The organism is Mesorhizobium sp. HAY1-8B (assembly GCF_056868045.1).
In genome coordinates, this window is sequence record NZ_CP200321.1 from 2318802 (window position 1) to 2334467 (window position 15666).

16 protein-coding genes are annotated in these 15666 nt (G+C 63.0%); 7 read left to right on the top strand and 9 right to left on the bottom strand.

Annotated features, from left to right (window positions below; translation table 11 throughout):
* Positions 1 to 68: 68 nt before the first annotated feature.
* The gene (locus AC1VON_RS11040; protein WP_246740780.1) at positions 69 to 764 is read right to left on the bottom strand and encodes a FadR/GntR family transcriptional regulator; all 696 of its coding nucleotides are present in this window, start codon (positions 762 to 764) and stop codon (positions 69 to 71) included.
* A 365-nt stretch (positions 765 to 1129) separates the two neighbouring features.
* Between AC1VON_RS11040 and AC1VON_RS11045 the strand changes: the two genes are divergently transcribed.
* From AC1VON_RS11045 to AC1VON_RS11070, 6 genes are all read left to right on the top strand, one after another.
* Positions 1130 to 2410, top strand: a complete 1281-nt coding sequence (locus tag AC1VON_RS11045; RefSeq protein ID WP_483122117.1) for an ABC transporter substrate-binding protein — start codon at positions 1130 to 1132, stop codon at positions 2408 to 2410.
* A 2-nt stretch (positions 2411 to 2412) separates the two neighbouring features.
* Positions 2413 to 3336: a carbohydrate ABC transporter permease gene (locus AC1VON_RS11050; RefSeq protein ID WP_483126307.1), complete on the top strand. Its 924-nt coding sequence runs from the start codon at positions 2413 to 2415 to the stop codon at positions 3334 to 3336.
* Positions 3333 to 3695 carry a hypothetical protein gene (locus AC1VON_RS11055; protein WP_483122119.1) on the top strand — a complete coding sequence of 121 codons (363 nt, stop codon included), beginning with the start codon at positions 3333 to 3335 and terminating at the stop codon, positions 3693 to 3695. The genes AC1VON_RS11050 and AC1VON_RS11055 overlap by 4 nt, the downstream gene beginning before the upstream one ends.
* Complete coding sequence (locus AC1VON_RS11060; protein ID WP_483122121.1) at positions 3689 to 4210, top strand: carbohydrate ABC transporter permease; 522 nt, start codon at positions 3689 to 3691, stop codon at positions 4208 to 4210. The genes AC1VON_RS11055 and AC1VON_RS11060 overlap by 7 nt, the downstream gene beginning before the upstream one ends.
* A 110-nt stretch (positions 4211 to 4320) precedes the next feature.
* Entirely contained in the window at positions 4321 to 5076 is a 756-nt protein-coding gene (locus AC1VON_RS11065; RefSeq protein WP_172352143.1) for an RraA family protein, read from the top strand.
* A gap of 25 nt (positions 5077 to 5101) precedes the next feature.
* Positions 5102 to 6157 (top strand): ABC transporter ATP-binding protein, encoded by a 1056-nt coding sequence (locus AC1VON_RS11070; protein WP_172352142.1) that lies wholly within the window; start codon positions 5102 to 5104, stop codon positions 6155 to 6157.
* A gap of 314 nt (positions 6158 to 6471) precedes the next feature.
* On the opposite strand, the gene AC1VON_RS11075 is transcribed toward AC1VON_RS11070, so the two are convergent.
* The 6 genes from AC1VON_RS11075 to AC1VON_RS11100 all read right to left on the bottom strand — a co-directional run bounded on the left by AC1VON_RS11075 (position 6472) and on the right by AC1VON_RS11100 (position 13340).
* Positions 6472 to 7671, bottom strand: a complete 1200-nt coding sequence (locus tag AC1VON_RS11075) for a M20 aminoacylase family protein (RefSeq protein ID WP_172352141.1) — start codon at positions 7669 to 7671, stop codon at positions 6472 to 6474.
* Positions 7672 to 7687: 16 nt separating this feature from the next.
* Complete coding sequence (locus tag AC1VON_RS11080; RefSeq protein ID WP_483122124.1) at positions 7688 to 9577, bottom strand: alpha/beta fold hydrolase; 1890 nt, start codon at positions 9575 to 9577, stop codon at positions 7688 to 7690.
* The gene (locus AC1VON_RS11085; protein WP_172352139.1) at positions 9577 to 10464 is read right to left on the bottom strand and encodes a branched-chain amino acid ABC transporter permease; all 888 of its coding nucleotides are present in this window, start codon (positions 10462 to 10464) and stop codon (positions 9577 to 9579) included. The genes AC1VON_RS11080 and AC1VON_RS11085 overlap by 1 nt, the downstream gene beginning before the upstream one ends.
* Positions 10461 to 11252 (bottom strand): ABC transporter ATP-binding protein, encoded by a 792-nt coding sequence (locus AC1VON_RS11090; RefSeq protein WP_483122126.1) that lies wholly within the window; start codon positions 11250 to 11252, stop codon positions 10461 to 10463. The genes AC1VON_RS11085 and AC1VON_RS11090 overlap by 4 nt, the downstream gene beginning before the upstream one ends.
* Positions 11249 to 11974: an ABC transporter ATP-binding protein gene (locus tag AC1VON_RS11095; protein WP_483122128.1), complete on the bottom strand. Its 726-nt coding sequence runs from the start codon at positions 11972 to 11974 to the stop codon at positions 11249 to 11251. The genes AC1VON_RS11090 and AC1VON_RS11095 overlap by 4 nt, the downstream gene beginning before the upstream one ends.
* 118 nt (positions 11975 to 12092) lie before the next feature.
* Positions 12093 to 13340 (bottom strand): ABC transporter substrate-binding protein, encoded by a 1248-nt coding sequence (locus tag AC1VON_RS11100; RefSeq protein ID WP_172352136.1) that lies wholly within the window; start codon positions 13338 to 13340, stop codon positions 12093 to 12095.
* Between the two features lie 119 nt (positions 13341 to 13459).
* Between AC1VON_RS11100 and argE the strand changes: the two genes are divergently transcribed.
* Complete coding sequence (argE, locus tag AC1VON_RS11105; protein WP_172352135.1) at positions 13460 to 14623, top strand: acetylornithine deacetylase; 1164 nt, start codon at positions 13460 to 13462, stop codon at positions 14621 to 14623.
* Between the two features lie 26 nt (positions 14624 to 14649).
* Here argE and AC1VON_RS11110 read toward each other — a convergent pair whose 3' ends face one another.
* The gene (locus AC1VON_RS11110; RefSeq protein WP_483126308.1) at positions 14650 to 15015 is read right to left on the bottom strand and encodes an amidohydrolase family protein; all 366 of its coding nucleotides are present in this window, start codon (positions 15013 to 15015) and stop codon (positions 14650 to 14652) included.
* The gene (locus tag AC1VON_RS11115) at positions 14978 to 15547 is read right to left on the bottom strand and encodes an amidohydrolase family protein (RefSeq protein ID WP_483122130.1); all 570 of its coding nucleotides are present in this window, start codon (positions 15545 to 15547) and stop codon (positions 14978 to 14980) included. The genes AC1VON_RS11110 and AC1VON_RS11115 overlap by 38 nt, the downstream gene beginning before the upstream one ends.
* Positions 15548 to 15666: the final 119 nt, after the last annotated feature.

A 15666-nucleotide genomic window follows, 5' to 3' on the forward strand; every position in this document is an offset into this window, starting at 1 on the left:
CCAAATCAAGCCGTGTCCTCCCGACGCGCTGCGGTGCGGCCAGCGCAAATGCTGGCTGCGCCGCTCCTTCACCGAGGCAAGCCGACCGCGGTGGTTTTCTTGAGGTGCCGGCGCATTGCTTCTTCCGCTCGCTTTTCATCGCGCGCCACGAGCGCCTCGTAGATTGCCCTGTGCATTTCGGTTGCCGAGGGCAGCGCATGAGGCATCTGGTTGCTGATGCGCCTGCTCGCCATCTGCCACCAGCGGGACGAATACATGAAGCGGTCGAGGATCCTGTTTTGCGCCGCCCGGCAGATCTCCATGTGGAAATCCAGGTCGAGTTTCAGATAGGCGTCCGGATTGTCTTCGCTGGCCGACATGGCTGCCAGCAGGGTGCCTAGACGCTCGAGGTTTTCCTTGGCCATATGCTTGGCCGCGATCGCGGCGATGGCCGGTTCGATGATTATGCGCGTCGCATGTGCTTCCGCCAATATCTCGCGGCTCTGCTCGGGCGGCAGCCAGTCGATAAGCAATGGGCTGAGATAGTCCCATTCTTCGGCGGGCCGCAGCACCACGCGCCGTCCCTGCGCGATTTCGATCATGTCGAGAGACGCCAGGATCTTCAGCGCTTCCCGCGCCACCGCACGCGAAACCCCGAACTCCTGAAGAATTTGCTGCTCCGACGGTCCCTGGCCGCCGCTGATGCCGCTGCTGGCAATCCGACGTGCGAGCACGCCGGCCACCTGCTTGGGCAAAGTTTGAAGCTTGACCTCCGCGGCATCCATCATTAACATCCACTTGTCTGATAAGCTTATAGGCTGATAGCTAGATATGCAGTCAACTTATCTCATGAGAACGCTCACTAGCCTATAATGCGGCCTGCGGGAAGGGAGGATTGAACGGTGGAGTTCTCCAGCGGCATCCCGCCTTCCGTCGTCCGAGATCAGGATCGATACGCCTACGCATAAAGCGCCAGGCGAGTTGGAGCATAGGTGTCCAATAGCCCGGCGGGCTCGCAAGCGTCGTCCGGGAAGGAGTTCAGGCAGTCTCGCTGCGGGAGGAGCAAGCCGCCGCGAACCTGCCAGAAGGGTTGAAAGTTATCGGCCGACCCCTGCATGGGCCGCCCAATCAAACCAAGGAGGAGATTGTGATGTTCGGAAACCTATCGAGACGCAAATTCCTGGCTGCGAGTGCGGCTGTCACGGCCGGTTCGCTCGCCGCGCCATGGATTGCCAGGGCAGATACGAACGAGATCACCGCGTTGCTGATCACCGGGGGCCCGCTCTATCCCAAATACTGGGAAAAGATCGTTCAGGATTTCACCGCCAAGACCGGTATCAAGGTTCGCTACGACTTGCTGGAATTCACCCCGCTGACGGCGAAGGTGGTTACGCTGAGCGCGGCGCGATCGAGCCAGTACGACGTCTACAGCACACACACGGCGCAGATCGATTCCTACTTCAACCATTTCGCTCCGCTGAACAGCTATTTCAGCGACACCGAACTCGCCGAATTTTATCCGGTCGCGGTCAAGTATCTGCGTGATCCCAAGACCGGAAATCTGGCGGCCATTCCACGCAACATGGATTCGCGCGTCCAGTACTACCGCAGTGACATTTACCAGGAAAAAGGCCTGAAGCCGGCCCAGACCTGGGAGGAACTCGTCGATGTCGGGCTGAAACTGACCGGCAATGGCCATTATGGGCTGGTCGTGCCGGGGCAGGGCGACCCCGCGCAACGCACCTTCAGCGATCTGCTCTGGCAAGCCGGCGGCGATTGGGTGGACCAGGCCAACAAGCCTGCTTTCAATTCCGAAGCCGGTATCAAGGCCCTGACCTTCTATCGCGATCTCATCCAGAAGCACAAAATCGTGCCCCCCGACGCGGTCGGCTATCAGTGGAATGAGAATTCGACCGAATTCTCCTCCGGTACGGTCTATGCCAATTTCGATTGGCCGGGCGCCTTCGCGACCCTGTCCAACCCCGAGACCTCGCGTGTCGTGGGCAAGTGGTCGACTGCGCCCTACATCAGGGACAAGGCCGCGATTTCATGCGCCATCTCCCATGCCATGGCGCTCAACGGGCAATCTGGACGCAAGGATGCCGCCGTCGAATTCATCAAATATACGGTCGGTCCGGAGGCGCAGAGGCTGCAGTTCGATCAGTTCACCAACTTCCCCAGCAGTCAGACGATCGCCAAGGAAGTGATATCAGCGGCAAAGGGGCCCCAGGCCCTTTGGCTGCAGCAGCTCGAGACGACGATAGCCAATGGCAAGGAATGGCCGAAGCTGGCCGGCTTCTCGAAAGTCTGCACGCTGATGTTCTCGGCCATCGAACAGGCCCTGACCGACCAGGTCTCTGCGGCTGACTCGCTTAACCAGGCCGCGACCGAGGCTGAGGAGATCATGCGACGGGCCGGGGCTTACGATTGACCATGCCGCCCGTCGCGCAGGATCAGGTGTCGGGGCGTCGGCGACGTTCGCCGCTCCCCTACACCTGGCAGAGAGGCTACCTTCTGGCCAGCCCGGCGCTTCTTGTTATGCTGGCCATACTGATCTATCCGCTCGGTTATTCTTTCATCATGAGTTTCTTCCGCTGGGATCTCAGCGGTTCGGCACCGTTCATCGGGACGGCAAACTACACCGACGAACTCTTCGGTCGCCAGTTCAACCAGGCACTGCGAAATCAGACCATATTCAGCGTCGTTTCCATCACGATCGAAGTGGTGGCCGGAATGGCGATCGCCGTGCTCGTCAACGGCAAATTGCGCGGCATGCGGTTGGCGCGCACCTTGCTCCTGGTGCCGCCGATGATTGCGCCCGCCGTCGTGGGCCTGAATTTCCGTTGGCTGTTCAACACCCAGTACGGCCTCGTCGACGCGCTGCTGCGCATGTTCAACCTGCCCGACATTCCATGGCTCAACCACCCGACCTGGGCGCTTGTCTCAGTGATCGTTGCCGATGTCTGGCAGAACACGCCGCTGATGGTGCTGCTGTTCCTTGCTGGCCTGCAATCCTTGCCGCAGGAACCGCTCGAAGCCGCTACGGTGGACGGCGCCACGCCATGGCAGCGCTTCTGGCACATCGTGCTGCCGCTGATGCGTCCGGTCATCATGATAGCGCTGATGCTGCGCATCATCGACACATTCCGGACCTTCGACGTCGTCTGGCTGATGACGCAGGGCGGGCCGGGCGGCGCTACCAATCTGCTTACCGTCTACTCCTACCTGCTGGCGTTTCAGGCAGTGGATTTCGGACATGCGGCGGCGGTCTCCTACATCGCCCTGGGGATGTCGCTATTCGTGCTCGGGCTCCTCTACGGAATACCGTGGCTGATTGCGAAACGGAGAGCGATATGACCGACGCCGCAACCGTCACCGCACGCCCCAGGCCAAAGCGCCGGCGCCGCCGGTTCACGGCGGGGACCGCCGGCCGGTACCTGGCGCTCGCCCTGACCGTCGCCCTGACCGTCTTTCCGCTTGTGTGGCTGTTCCTGACCTCGATCCGCAGTTCGGCCGATATTTTCTCGGTTCCGGTGCACATCATCCCCGAGACGGCGACGCTGACGCAGTACGTCTCCGTTTTCACGGAGTACGACACGATGGGTTATGTCTGGAACACCGTGATCGTCTCGGTGGCGACGGTCATTCTCGTCCATCTGCTGGCCATTCCTGCGCTTATGCGCTGTCGCGCTTCAGGATGCCGGGCGTCATGCTGATTTTCGGGCTGCTGTTGATCATGCGCATGATCCCGGTCATCGCGCTTGCCATCCCCCTCTTCGCCGTGTTTGCCGCTTTTGGCCTGCTCGACACCATCTGGGCGCTGATCCTGAGCCATACGGCGGCCAAACTGCCTATCGCCATCTGGCTGCTGCTGGGTTTCATCCAGGACGTGCCGAAAGAGATCGAGGAGGCTGCCCAGTCGGACGGCGCCGGCACGGTGCGCACTCTGGTCCAGATCGTGGCGCCGCTGATTGCCCCCGGCATCGGCGCCAGCGCGGTCATCACCTTCCTGTTCACCTGGAACGACCTGCTGCTTGCCTTGACCCTGACCTCGAGCAAAGCCGCACAGACCCTGCCGGTCGGGCTCACCAACTTCGTCTCGCAGTTCGGCATCGACTGGGGCGCCATGTCGGCAGCCGGCGTCCTCATGGTCATCCCGACTTTGGTGTTTGTCTGGTTTGCCCAGGGCCTGCTGGTCAAGGGCCTCACCACCGGGGCGGTTCGCGGCTGAATGGCGGACATGCACCACAAAACGCCCGACGGCTTCGATGACGGTTGGATACGCAACTGAGTGATGGTCGGTGAGGTCAGAGACCTCGCCACGCAATGGGAGTATACGCTATGGCAGCTGATCAGATACCGGCGATGTCGGACATTTCGCGGCCACCGAGAGAATTGGTCAATGCGCTTGCGGCGATCGGCTCGGCGACGCTGGCCAGCGAGCTCTACCACAAGATGGGCATTCGCGACCCGCAGATACGGGGTCCGCGTCCGCTGAGGCTCGGCCGCACGGCGGCGGGGCCTGCTCTCACGCTCCAGTGCATGCCGAAGCGCGAGGATCTCTACAACGAGACCGAATATGAGGAGCCGGAGCGGCAGTTGCACCGTCACGTACTCTATCCCACGCAGCCGGGCGACATGGTGGTCGTGGATGCACGCGGCGACCTCGGCAGCGGCATCTTCGGCGAGATGATGCTGACCTATTTCGCTGGCCGCGGCGGGGCTGGCGTGGTTGTCGATGGCTGCATCCGCGATTCCGCGCAAGCGGCGGCCTTGGACATAGGTATCTGGGTGAGAGACGTCACCCCGAATTTCCACGCCCAGACCAACATCGTGCCCTTCGCCATCAACGTACCCATCGCCTGCTCGAACGTGCTTGTCATCCCTGGCGATATCATAGTCGCTGACGATGACGGCGTCGTCGTCGTGCCGGTCGCCCTGGCGCCAAAATTGGTCGAGCTCGCCGGCGAGCACATTGAATGGGAAGAGTTTTCGCGCTCGCGCCTGGCGCAGGGAGGAGACCTGCGAAAATACTACCCGCTGAGTCCCGAGGGCGAGGCCGAGTACCGCGCATGGCGGCATGCTCAACAGAGATGAGTGGTGCCGAACGGGAGGAAACCAGATGTCTGCAATCGAGATAGAGCAGCTCGGCAAGAGCTTCGGCGCCGTGGAAGTTCTGCGCGACGTCAATATCGAAATCGCCAGCGGCGAATTCGTGGTGCTGGTCGGTCCGTCAGGCTGCGGCAAGTCAACGCTGCTGCGCATGATCGCCGGGCTGGAAGAACAGACGACCGGCGAGATCCGCATCGGCGGGCGCGTCGTCGACGAGATGCCGGCCAAGTCGCGCGACATAGCCATGGTCTTCCAGAGCTACGCGCTCTATCCGCATATGAGCGTGGCCGACAATATGAGCTTTGCTCTTCGGTTGGCTAAGGTTCCCAGGGAGGAGATCGTCTCGAGAGTGAAGGCGGCGGCCGAAATCCTCGGCCTGCAGGATCTGCTCGGCCGCATGCCGCGGCAGCTGTCGGGCGGCCAGCGCCAACGTGTCGCCATGGGTAGGGCCATCGTGCGCGACCCCTCCGCCTTCCTGTTCGACGAGCCGCTCAGCAACCTCGACGCCAAGCTGCGCGTGAAGATGCGCGCCGAGATCAAGAAGCTTCACCAGCGGCTGGGGCGCACCAGTATCTACGTTACGCATGACCAGACCGAAGCAATGACGCTCGCCGACCGCATCGTGGTGTTGAACAAGGGCCGCATCGAACAGATCGGCACGCCTTCCGAGCTTTACGAGCACCCGGCCAATCTGTTCGTCGCGAGCTTTATCGGCTCGCCGGAAATGAACCTAATCAAGGGCCGCGTCGACCACGGTGCGTTCACGGCGGCGGGAGGTCTGCATCTGCCCTTGCCCAAGGACATGGAATTGCGCGCTGGGGAAGAGGTGATTTACGGAGTTCGTCCTCAGCACCTTGTGATCGGCGGCGAGCATGCCAAGGCAACGGTTCAGGTGGTGGAGCCGACAGGAGAAGCTCAGGAACTGACGTTAAGGACAAGTGGCATCGAACTTGTGGCCGAAGTTCGGGATCAGTCGCCATTCAAGCCTGATCAAGAAGTTGGATTAGGGATAATGGTTTCAAAAGTGCATCTGTTCGACGCGCGAAGTGGCATCAGGATGAAGTAGGGCTCGCTCCAAGCGCAGCGCGGCGGAAGGAAGAAGGAAGCAGGATGGCGCGTGGAATCGACGGTACGGATGTCACACTGCACAGCGCCGGCTTTGACCGCATACCTCTGGCTGCGCCCACAAGGCAAGATCTCTCCCCGTGAGCGTTTGCGCTCGCCGTGCCTTGGTCCGGCGCTTGGTCACGTTGCGGATCGATCGCGAACTGAGCCAGCAGCGGCGGATTGATATAGAGGCTTTCCCGGCCGATTTTCATCCGCTCAAGCAGCCCGTGCTCTGCTAGGGCCTGGCCTTGTCGAGAAGCTGGCGTGGCAGGATCAGACGCAGCGGCCGCCGAGTTCCGAGTACGCCAGATTGATCCAATAACGTACGCCGGTCGGTATGATCTCGTCGTTGAAGTTGTAGTGCGGCGTATGGAGCTGGTGGAATGTTCCGTCCGGCTCCGCTCCGTTGCCGATCCACAGGAACGCGCCGGGACGGACATCCATCATGTTGGCGAAATCCTCGCCGGCACACGACTGATCGAGGCTGCCGTTATAGTTCCGCTCGCCTACGGTTGCCATTGCCGCGGCCGAAGCAGCCTTGAACGGTTCATCGGCATTGACCACGACGCTCGTCGATCGGTTGAACTTGAACTCGGCCTTGCAGCCCCAGGTCCGGGCCGTCTGTTCCGTCACCTCGCGCATGCGACGCTCGATCAGATCGCGCGTCTCCGGTCGAAAGCTCCGCGCCGTTCCGCCGATGACCAGTTCAGAGGGGATCACGCTCGGCGCCACCGCCGAACCGCCGTGGATGTAGCCGACGCTGATGACGCCTGTCTCCAGCGGAGCCAGCGACCGGCCGACGATCCCTTGCAATGACACGACCAGTTGCGCCTGCGCGTAGGTAATGTCCGTCGACTGATGCGGCGCCACGCCGCCATGGCCGCCCACGCCCCTGAAGGTGACTTCCCAAAAATCAGCAGCCGCCATCGATGGGCCCAGACGCCCGGCCATGGTCCCCACCGGGCCGCCCGGCTGGTTGTGCAAGCCATAGATCGCGTCGCACGGAAAGCGATCGAAGATGCCGTCGGCGAGCATGCTGTTAGCACCCCCGCGCCCCTCCTCGGCGGGCTGAAAGATGAGGTTGAGCGTCCCGCCGAAGTCTGGGTTCTCCGCGAGATAAAGCGCGGCGCCGAGCAGCATTGTGGTATGGCCGTCATGCCCGCAGGCATGCATGCAACCGCTCGATTGCGATGCATAAGAGAGCCCGGTCGCCTCATGGATCGGCAGGGCATCCATGTCGGCCCGCAGGCCGATCGAACGCTGTCCGGGAAGTCTCCCCTTGATGACCCCGACCACGCCGGTGCGCCCGACGTTCCGCGTCACCTCTATGTCAGCCTGCCGAAGCATGTCCGCGACGATGCGCGAGGTCCGCTCCTCTTCGAAGCCGAGTTCAGGGTGCGCGTGGAGATCGCGGCGTAGCTCGACCAGCCGCCCGATATTGTCGTTCAGCCATTCGGCGAAACCCGTGCCCATGGAAATTCCTTTCTGATCATGCCGAGATCATCGGCCGATCCGTTGCCTGGCTCACGGCGTGGCCTTCGCCGACAGCCTCCAGGAAGGCGGCCAGCCTGGCATTGAACGCTTCCGGCATAGTCAGGAACGGGGCGTGGCCGGCTCCGACCACGTCGGCTGGCTCGCCTGTCCACTGCGTCAGCTTCAGTTCGCGGAAATACTGATGGTTGAGAAACGGATCCTTCGAGCCGTTCAAGATCGCGAAGGGCACGGCGGCGCCCCGCAGGAAGCGCATCTGCCGCGGCCAGTCGACGATCGGCAGCTTGCCGAGCGTATAGGCGCGCGCGCGGCCATCGGTGCGCGCCACGGCGCGATGCAGATGCTTCGTCGTGGCGTCCCTTGGCCCGGTCGTCGAGGTCGCGAAGTCGCGCATTTCGCTCGGCGACAGGAAGCGCCGGCTGGCCAGGGCAAAATGGCTCGTCGCATCGTAGGATTTGCCGATGTCCTCGGGCACGACACGCAAGGGCGGCGTGCCCGAAATGGAGAGCGCCCGGATCGGATAGCCGCGCGCCGCGAGCTCGATGGCGATGTATCCGCCGAGCGACCAGCCGAACACGATGGCGTTGGTGACGCCCAGGGTCTCCAGCACGTCTTCCGCCACGTCGGCGAAGGCCTCCACCGAATAGTCCTGCTCCGGATCGGCGTTGTCGGATACGCCATGGCCAGGCAAGTCGAACGAAATGACGCGGTAGCGGTCGCCAAATGCCTTGAACTGTTCGGCAAATACCTCCTTGGCGGACGAATTGCCGTGGATGAAGAGCAGCGCCGGCCCGTTGCCGCCGCCGTCGGCGACCGCGATCCTGCCGTGGCGCGTGGGGATGATGCGCTCCCGGCCGCCAGTCAGCGCCTCGCGCGCGGCCTTGCCCGAACGGCGGCGCAGCGTTGCGGTCGCCTGCGTGCGGACGACGTCGAAAGCTTCGCGCGCCGTCTGCAACAAGGCCCATAGACCACCCGGATAGAAGATCAGTATAACGATCAGCAGCAGCGACATGATGATGTTGCGCCAGGCGCCGTATTCGGCCAACGCCTCGGACACCATCGTGACGAAGAAGGCGGCCAGGATCGGCCCCCAGATCGTCCCTGCGCCACCGAGCAGGAGCATACTGAGCAGCAGCCCAAGCAGGCCGAGCCCGAAATTGTCGGGCGAAGCGACGCGCATGTAGGAGCCGTAAAGACCGCCGGCGGTGCCGCTGATCGCCGCACTGACGGTAAGGGTGAACAGCCGCGTCCGCGTCTCCGACATGCCGCGCGAGATGGCGTAGTACCTGTGGTCGCGCATCGCCACGATCGCGCGGCCCCAGCGCGAGCGCGTGATCTTGTAGAGCAGGACCGTCGACGCCACGAGCATGGCCAGCGCCAGATAGTAATAGCCGATCTTGCCGTCGCGGCTCATGCGGTAGCCGAAAAGTTCGAGCCCCGGCAGGCTTACCATGCCGGAGGTGCCGCCGGTGATCTGCGACTGGCTGATGACGATCTGATAGAGCACCTGCGAGGCGGCGATCGTCACCAGGATGATATAGATGCCCGACAGTCGCATGATGGGCAGGGTGATCAGCGCTGCCATCAGCCCCGCCGCGCCGCCCGCGGCGACCAGACCGAGCCAGGGCGACAGTCCGAGCGTTTTGGCCACGAGGCCATAGGCGTAGATGCCGACCGCGAAGAGCGCGACATGGGAGAAATTGAACAGGCCGCCATAACCGAGGCTGAGGTCCCAGCTCGAAGCGACGATCGCGAAGATGAAGGCCAGGACCAGGAGATGACGTAGATAGTTGCCGTCGAAAACCAGCGGCAGCAGCGCGAGCGCGGCCAGCGCGACCAGCGTCGGGATGAGGCCCGAGGAGCGGGCGAAAGACGGGCTGTAGCGCATCAGACCGATTTCCTGTGCTTGCCGAAGAGTCCTTCCGGCTTGACGACCAGAACGACGATCATGATGACGAAGAGCACGGTTGGGCTCCAGTAGAGGCCAACCGCATAGGTCATGAAGGCTTCCAGCAGGCCGACGATGAAGGCGGCGTAGATCGGCCCGGTGAATCGGGCAATGCCTCCGAAGATCACGACGATCAGCGCCTTCATCAAGGGGTCTGAGCCCATCAGCGGATTCATGAAACGAATGGAGCCGATCAGCACGCCGGCGATCGCCGCGAGCGCGGCAGACAGGCCGAAGGCCACCGCATAGAGCCGCGCGACGTCGATGCCCATCAACTGCGCCGCCTCGCGGTTCTGCGCCACGGCGCGCATGGCCCGGCCGAGCGGCGCGCGCTGCAGGAAGATGCCGAGGGCGGCCAGAATAATCAGCGAGACAATGACTGCCGCCGCCTCGTTGCGCGACATGACAAGGTCGAGAAACTGCAGGTCACCAGTCAGCACCGCAGAGAGCTGCTTGTTGCGTGGCCCCCAGGCAATGCTGATCAGGTTCTCCAGGATCGTTGCGCCGGCCAGCGTCGTGATGACGGATTTCACCACGATGTCAGGGCTGCGTTCGAACGGCTTGATCAGCAGGTAGTATACCGCCATGCCGATGAAGAACATGCCGACAACCGAAACCAGCGCGCCGACCAGCAGGCCGCCGCCCAACGCCTCGGAGCTGGCAACCTGCCAGGCGATATAGGCGCCGAGCGCGATGAAGGTGCCGTGCGCGAAGTTGAAGATGCCGAGCGTGGTCCAAACCAGTGCAAGGCCGGTCGCCATAAGCGCGTAGAGCGCGCCGAGCACGACGCCACCGAGCAGGATCAGCGTGAGCGTGTCGAAGGTCACCGGTGCTCCTCGCCGAACATGAGTTTCATGATTTCCTCGTGGGTTGGCATGTCGGCCTTTTCGATGCGCCGCGAGATGCGCCCGTGGTCGAACAAATAGAGCGTATCGATCAGCGACTCGAGGAAGGCGATGTCCTGGTCGACGACGATCAGCGGCACGCCCGATTGGCGGATCGTGCGGATCGCATCGGCGAGTTCGCCGCGCAGTTTTGGCGACAGGCCAAGCGTCGGCTCGTCGAGGATGAGCAGTTTGGGTGCCGCCATCAGGCCGACACCGATCGCCACCATCTGCCGCTCGCCCCCCGACAGGAAGCGAATCTTGGAGCTCAGCCGCTCCTGCACGCGCGGAAACAGCCTGAAGACGTAGTCGAGCGTCTCCGCGGCCGAGGCGCGTCCGGAAGCGGCATATGGCGCGATCGACAGCGTTTCCGCCACCGTCATATCGGGGAACAGGAGATTGCCCTGGGGCACATGGATCAGCCCCGCGCGCGCCACGGACTTGGGGTCCATGCGCCGGCGCGTCACCGCATCGTAGTTGAAGTTGCGCCAGCGGCGGCTGCCGCGAGGTCCCGGCCGGTTGAGCTGGACACCCTCGAAGAAGATGTCGCCGTCCCACGGATCGATGATGCCGCTCAGCGTGCGCAGGAAGGTCGTCTTGCCGTGGCCGTTCGGTCCGAACAGACCGACGCTGCCGCCGGGTACGAGTTGAAGGTCGATCTTGCGGAAAATCTGCAGCGGTTCGTAGCCGCCGTCGAGGCCGCGCACGTCGAGAAGAAGTGGTTGCGTCATTTCGCCTGTCCCAGATAGGCCTCGATCACCTTAGGATCAGCCACCACGTCGTTGGGCAAGCCCTGGGCGATGACCTTGCCCTGGTCCAGCACAACCAGGCGATCACACACCGTCATCAGCAGCGGCAGCACGTGTTCGATGAGCAAGATCGCGATGCCGGCGTTACGCAGCCCCAGGATCAGCGTCTTCATGTGCTCGATTTCGGTCGGCGTCAGACTGGAGGCCGGCTCGTCGAGAAGCAGCACGCGCGGAGACATGGCCAGCGCGCTCGCCATCATCAGCGTCTTGCGAAAGAAGATCGGCAGCGTTGCCGTCGGCGCGTTGTGCAGCGTCTGCGGGAATCCGACCGTGTCGAGGGCAAGTACCGCGGCGGCCTCGTTGTCCCTGGACCGCGCGCGGCGACCGCTGTGCTCGACCGAGACCAGCACGTTGTCGATGGCACTCAGCGAAGGAAAGATGCTCTCGCGCTGGAACGTGCGGGCGATTCCCGAGCGGGCAAGTTCCTCCGGCGCGACATCCTGGACCGCCTTGCCTTCGAAGATCACGCGGCCGCTGTCCGGCCCGAACGGGATGCCGGTCACTATGTTGAAGAGCGTGCTCTTGCCGCTGCCATTGGGGCCGGCGATGCCGAGGATCTCGTTGGCGTCAAGCGTGAAGCTGACGCCGCCGACCGCGCGCAGGCCACCGAAGGACTTGGTGAGATTGTCTGCCTGGAGGATCATATCTGCCATATAAAAAGGATGGTAAGGCCCGGAGAACGCGCTATCGCTCGACGGTGACGGCGCGGCCCCTTTCCAGAGCCGCGGCCGACAGCGGGCTCCTCGCTCACCCGCTGTTCAATTACTGCTTGATCCAGGGCGGCAGCTTGATTTTGCCGGTGGAATATTTCTTGGGCGAGATCAGCGTGCGCTGGCCATCCCAGATCTGCCAGAAGGTAACCGGGATGTGGTTGTCGTCCTGCAAGGCGAGATGGGTCGCCGGATCGAACGCAACTGGGCCGGGGGCCGCGTCATAGGTCACCTCGCCGATGGCCTTGCCGATTGCGTCATGGTTGGTCGGGTCGCCCACCTTCTCGAGTGCCTTGAAGTAGATCGTGGCTTCCTCGTAGAGCGCCGAGCCATAGACGCCGGGCTTCACACCGTACTTGTCGGTGAGCTTCTTGTTCACTTCCTGGCCGCGCGGCCAGTTCGGCGAGTCGATCGCGCCGCCGATCAGGTTGTAGAGCACACCGTTCGATTTCTCCTTCGTCAGGTCGACGAATTCCGGCACGGACGGCGCATATTGCAGGAACACCAGGCTCTGCGTCGGCTGGTCGAGGAACTGTTGCAGGAAGAGCGCGGAGTTGGCCGGCTGGTAGTCGGTGTTGACGACGAGCGCCGGTGGATCCTGGCGCACCTTGGCGAGGCTGGCGCGCCAGTCGTTGACAGGTCCGAACGGCACCATCTCGTCGACGGTCACCGTCCAGCCAGCGGCCGCGAACGAGGTCTTCATGCCCTCGGAGATTGCCTTGGAGTAGGGATTGTCCGAAGAGATCATCGCGATCTTCTTGTTGGAAGCCTTGAACGTGCCGTCGGCGATCAGACCTTCGACCAGCGGCAGTACGTCGGTCTCGTAGCCCTTGTAGGAGGGTGAGAGCGACCAACAGCAATTGTAGTTCGAGGGATTCTTCGAGACGATCCCGGCGAATGGGCCTGAGGGGCCCGACGACAGGTACGGCAGGTTGGCGTCGGCGAAGAGATCGACCTCGAACAGCGACAGGCTGGCATAGCCGGTCAGCACGACCTCGATGCCGTCGGTATTGATCAGGCGCTGGGCGGCGCTGCTGACATTGTCGGGCGAGCCGTCCTTGACGTCGGCAGAGACGATCTCGAACGTGTGGCCGGCCACGCCACCCTTGGCGTTCTGCTCTTCCACCGCCAGCTCCACGCCGCGCACGAAGTCGGCGCCGTCGGCGGCCGACGGACCGGTCAGCGGCGCGAGCACCCCGATCTTGACGACGTCGGCCGCGGCCACGTTCAGGCCCGCGAATAAAGCGGTGAAGCTGACGGCACCCGCCGCCAGGTAGCGTTTCAATCCATGCGACTGCATGTGTCAGTTCCCCTTTTTGGTTTTAGGTTGAACGAGTTTCTCCGGCCGTTTGGCCGGATTGCAAAAGATCGCCTGACGGTCTCGGCTAGACTGGCGCTTCGCCAAGACGAGGACTTGCCATGACGACGCCCCTTTCCGAGATCGAGCTGCTGGACCGCCTGGTCGGCTTCGACACCGTGAGCAGCCGCTCCAACCTCGAACTGATCGACTTCGTGCGATCGTATCTCGACGGACTGGGCGTCGCGAGCACGTTGCTGCCGGATGCGACCGGCCAGAAGGCAAATCTTTTCGCCACGATCGGCCCGGCCGACGTGCCAGGCTATGTGCTGAGCGGCCACACCGACGTCGTGCCGGTCGAGGGTCAGCAGTGGTCGCGCGATCCGTTCCGCATGTGGGAGAAGGATGGCAGGCTCTATGGACGCGGCACGACCGACATGAAAGGTTTCGTCGCCTGCATGCTGGCGCGCGTGCCAACCATGCTCGCCGCGCCGCTTGCCGTGCCCCTCCACTTGGCGCTGTCCTATGACGAGGAGGTCGGCTGCCTCGGTGCCTACGGCCTCATCGACCACATGACCAGGTCTCTGCCCAAACAACTCGCGGTCTTTGTCGGCGAGCCGACCGAGATGGGGGTCATCGGCGGCCACAAGGGCAGCACCGGCCTCCTTACGACGATCACCGGCAAGGCCTGCCATTCCTCGCGCCCGGATCTCGGCGTCAATGCCATCTTCCACGCCATCGACTTGATCGGCGAGTTGCGCGGCTATGCCGAGGAACTGGCTGCCGCGCCCGAGGCCGAATCGCCATTCGAGCTGCCCTACACGACCGTCAGCGTCGGTGTGATCCAGGGCGGCACGGCCCGCAACGCCATTCCCGGCGACGTGCGCTTCCAATGGGACATCCGCGCAACAAAGGCCGGCATGGTCGAGAAGCTGGTCGAGCGTTTCGGTACCTATTGTGACGAGACGGTCCTGCCCGTCATGAAGGCCGGCTTTTCCGACTCCGCGATCAAGACGGAATATGCCTACGACGTTCCGCCGCTGGTGCCGAGCGAGGGTTCGCTGGCCGAAACGCTGGCAAAGCGCTTCGCGCGAACCAACCAGGTCGGCACCGTCAATTACGGCTCGGAGGCCGGAATCTTCCAGCGCGCCGGAGTGCCGACAATCATCTGCGGACCGGGACGCGACCGCGAGGCGCACATCGCCGACGAATGGATCGCCGTGGAGCAGATGCATCGCTGCGTCGACTTCATCGATGGCCTGATCGGCGATGCGAGAAGGGCCTGACCCCGGCAGCGGCACGGCGTGGCCAGTCATAGTCGGTAGAACCGCTTTGCATTGTCGTGGAAGAGCTTCGCCTGGTCTTCCACGGACAAGGCCGAGGCAATGGTCTTGAATGTGTCGTAGATCTGGTCGTAACTCATCTGGATCTTCGAAACCGGGTAATCCGTGCCGAACATGCTGCGTTCGGTGCCGAAGCAGTCGATGCAGTGCATGGCGACATCGCGGATGCTCTCCGGTGTCCAGTCATGGTCGTAGGCGCCGGGATTGGAGATCTTGATCGCGATGTTGGGGCAGACGGAGATCAGCTTTAGGCCGTCGCGCCAGCGCTGCATGCCCTCGGCGTCGCGATCGATCGGGCTACCGCAGTGGTTGATAATGATCTGGAGGTCCGGCAGCGAGTTCGGCTATCTCGCGCACGATGCTCGCCTGGTAGGGATACATCATCAGTTCGAGGTTCAACCCATGCGCCGGTAAAAGCGCGACATCGCGTCGCCAGTCGGCGTTGCGTCCGAGTTCCGGATCGCTGACGAAGCACTTCTTGGGATCGGGATGCCAGCTCAGGATCCCGCGAATGCCGGTCACGCGATCGAAGGCCGCCTGTTCGGCGATCACCCGCTCGGCGCCGCCCATACCGAGAGATGCCCCCGCGACGTAGCGCAGCGCGACGCCCCTGGACTTGTCGAGCGTCTCGAGCCAGCGCGTCTCCTCGACCGGATTGCCGGCCCAAAGCGCCTCGATATGCACGGTGGCAACGACGTTGTGGCCGGCCGCATCCCTGGCGTAGTCATCCGGGAAATAGTCGTGGGCGATCTTTTCCAGGCCGGCGATGGCTTGTACCGTCGGGTCGGACGGCACCAGCCATGCATGCTTGCCCATGGAAAGATCCCATAGGTGGTGATGCGGATCGATGATCGGTCCCGAATACATGTTACCTGGCCCCTGTTCCAGAATACGGATACTGCGCGCCGACATCGGCCGCCGCGGCCGCCCTGGCGGCCACTTCCCGCGCGATCAAGTGTGCATGGCCTTCGCGCATGCGGTATTGT

Bases quoted from the DNA above. Each gene is read 5' to 3' on its own strand.
- AC1VON_RS11040 (WP_246740780.1), bottom strand. From the start codon at position 764: ATGGATGCCGCGGAGGTCAAGCTTCAAACTTTGCCCAAGCAGGTGGCC.
- AC1VON_RS11045 (WP_483122117.1), top strand. From the start codon at position 1,130: ATGTTCGGAAACCTATCGAGACGCAAATTCCTGGCTGCGAGTGCGGCT.
- AC1VON_RS11050 (WP_483126307.1), top strand. From the start codon at position 2,413: ATGCCGCCCGTCGCGCAGGATCAGGTGTCGGGGCGTCGGCGACGTTCG.
- AC1VON_RS11055 (WP_483122119.1), top strand. From the start codon at position 3,333: ATGACCGACGCCGCAACCGTCACCGCACGCCCCAGGCCAAAGCGCCGG.
- AC1VON_RS11060 (WP_483122121.1), top strand. From the start codon at position 3,689: ATGCTGATTTTCGGGCTGCTGTTGATCATGCGCATGATCCCGGTCATC.
- AC1VON_RS11065 (WP_172352143.1), top strand. From the start codon at position 4,321: ATGGCAGCTGATCAGATACCGGCGATGTCGGACATTTCGCGGCCACCG.
- AC1VON_RS11070 (WP_172352142.1), top strand. From the start codon at position 5,102: ATGTCTGCAATCGAGATAGAGCAGCTCGGCAAGAGCTTCGGCGCCGTG.
- AC1VON_RS11075 (WP_172352141.1), bottom strand. From the start codon at position 7,671: ATGGGCACGGGTTTCGCCGAATGGCTGAACGACAATATCGGGCGGCTG.
- AC1VON_RS11080 (WP_483122124.1), bottom strand. From the start codon at position 9,577: ATGCGCTACAGCCCGTCTTTCGCCCGCTCCTCGGGCCTCATCCCGACG.
- AC1VON_RS11090 (WP_483122126.1), bottom strand. From the start codon at position 11,252: ATGACGCAACCACTTCTTCTCGACGTGCGCGGCCTCGACGGCGGCTAC.
- AC1VON_RS11095 (WP_483122128.1), bottom strand. From the start codon at position 11,974: ATGATCCTCCAGGCAGACAATCTCACCAAGTCCTTCGGTGGCCTGCGC.
- AC1VON_RS11100 (WP_172352136.1), bottom strand. From the start codon at position 13,340: ATGCAGTCGCATGGATTGAAACGCTACCTGGCGGCGGGTGCCGTCAGC.
- argE (WP_172352135.1), top strand. From the start codon at position 13,460: ATGACGACGCCCCTTTCCGAGATCGAGCTGCTGGACCGCCTGGTCGGC.
- AC1VON_RS11115 (WP_483122130.1), bottom strand. From the start codon at position 15,547: ATGTATTCGGGACCGATCATCGATCCGCATCACCACCTATGGGATCTT.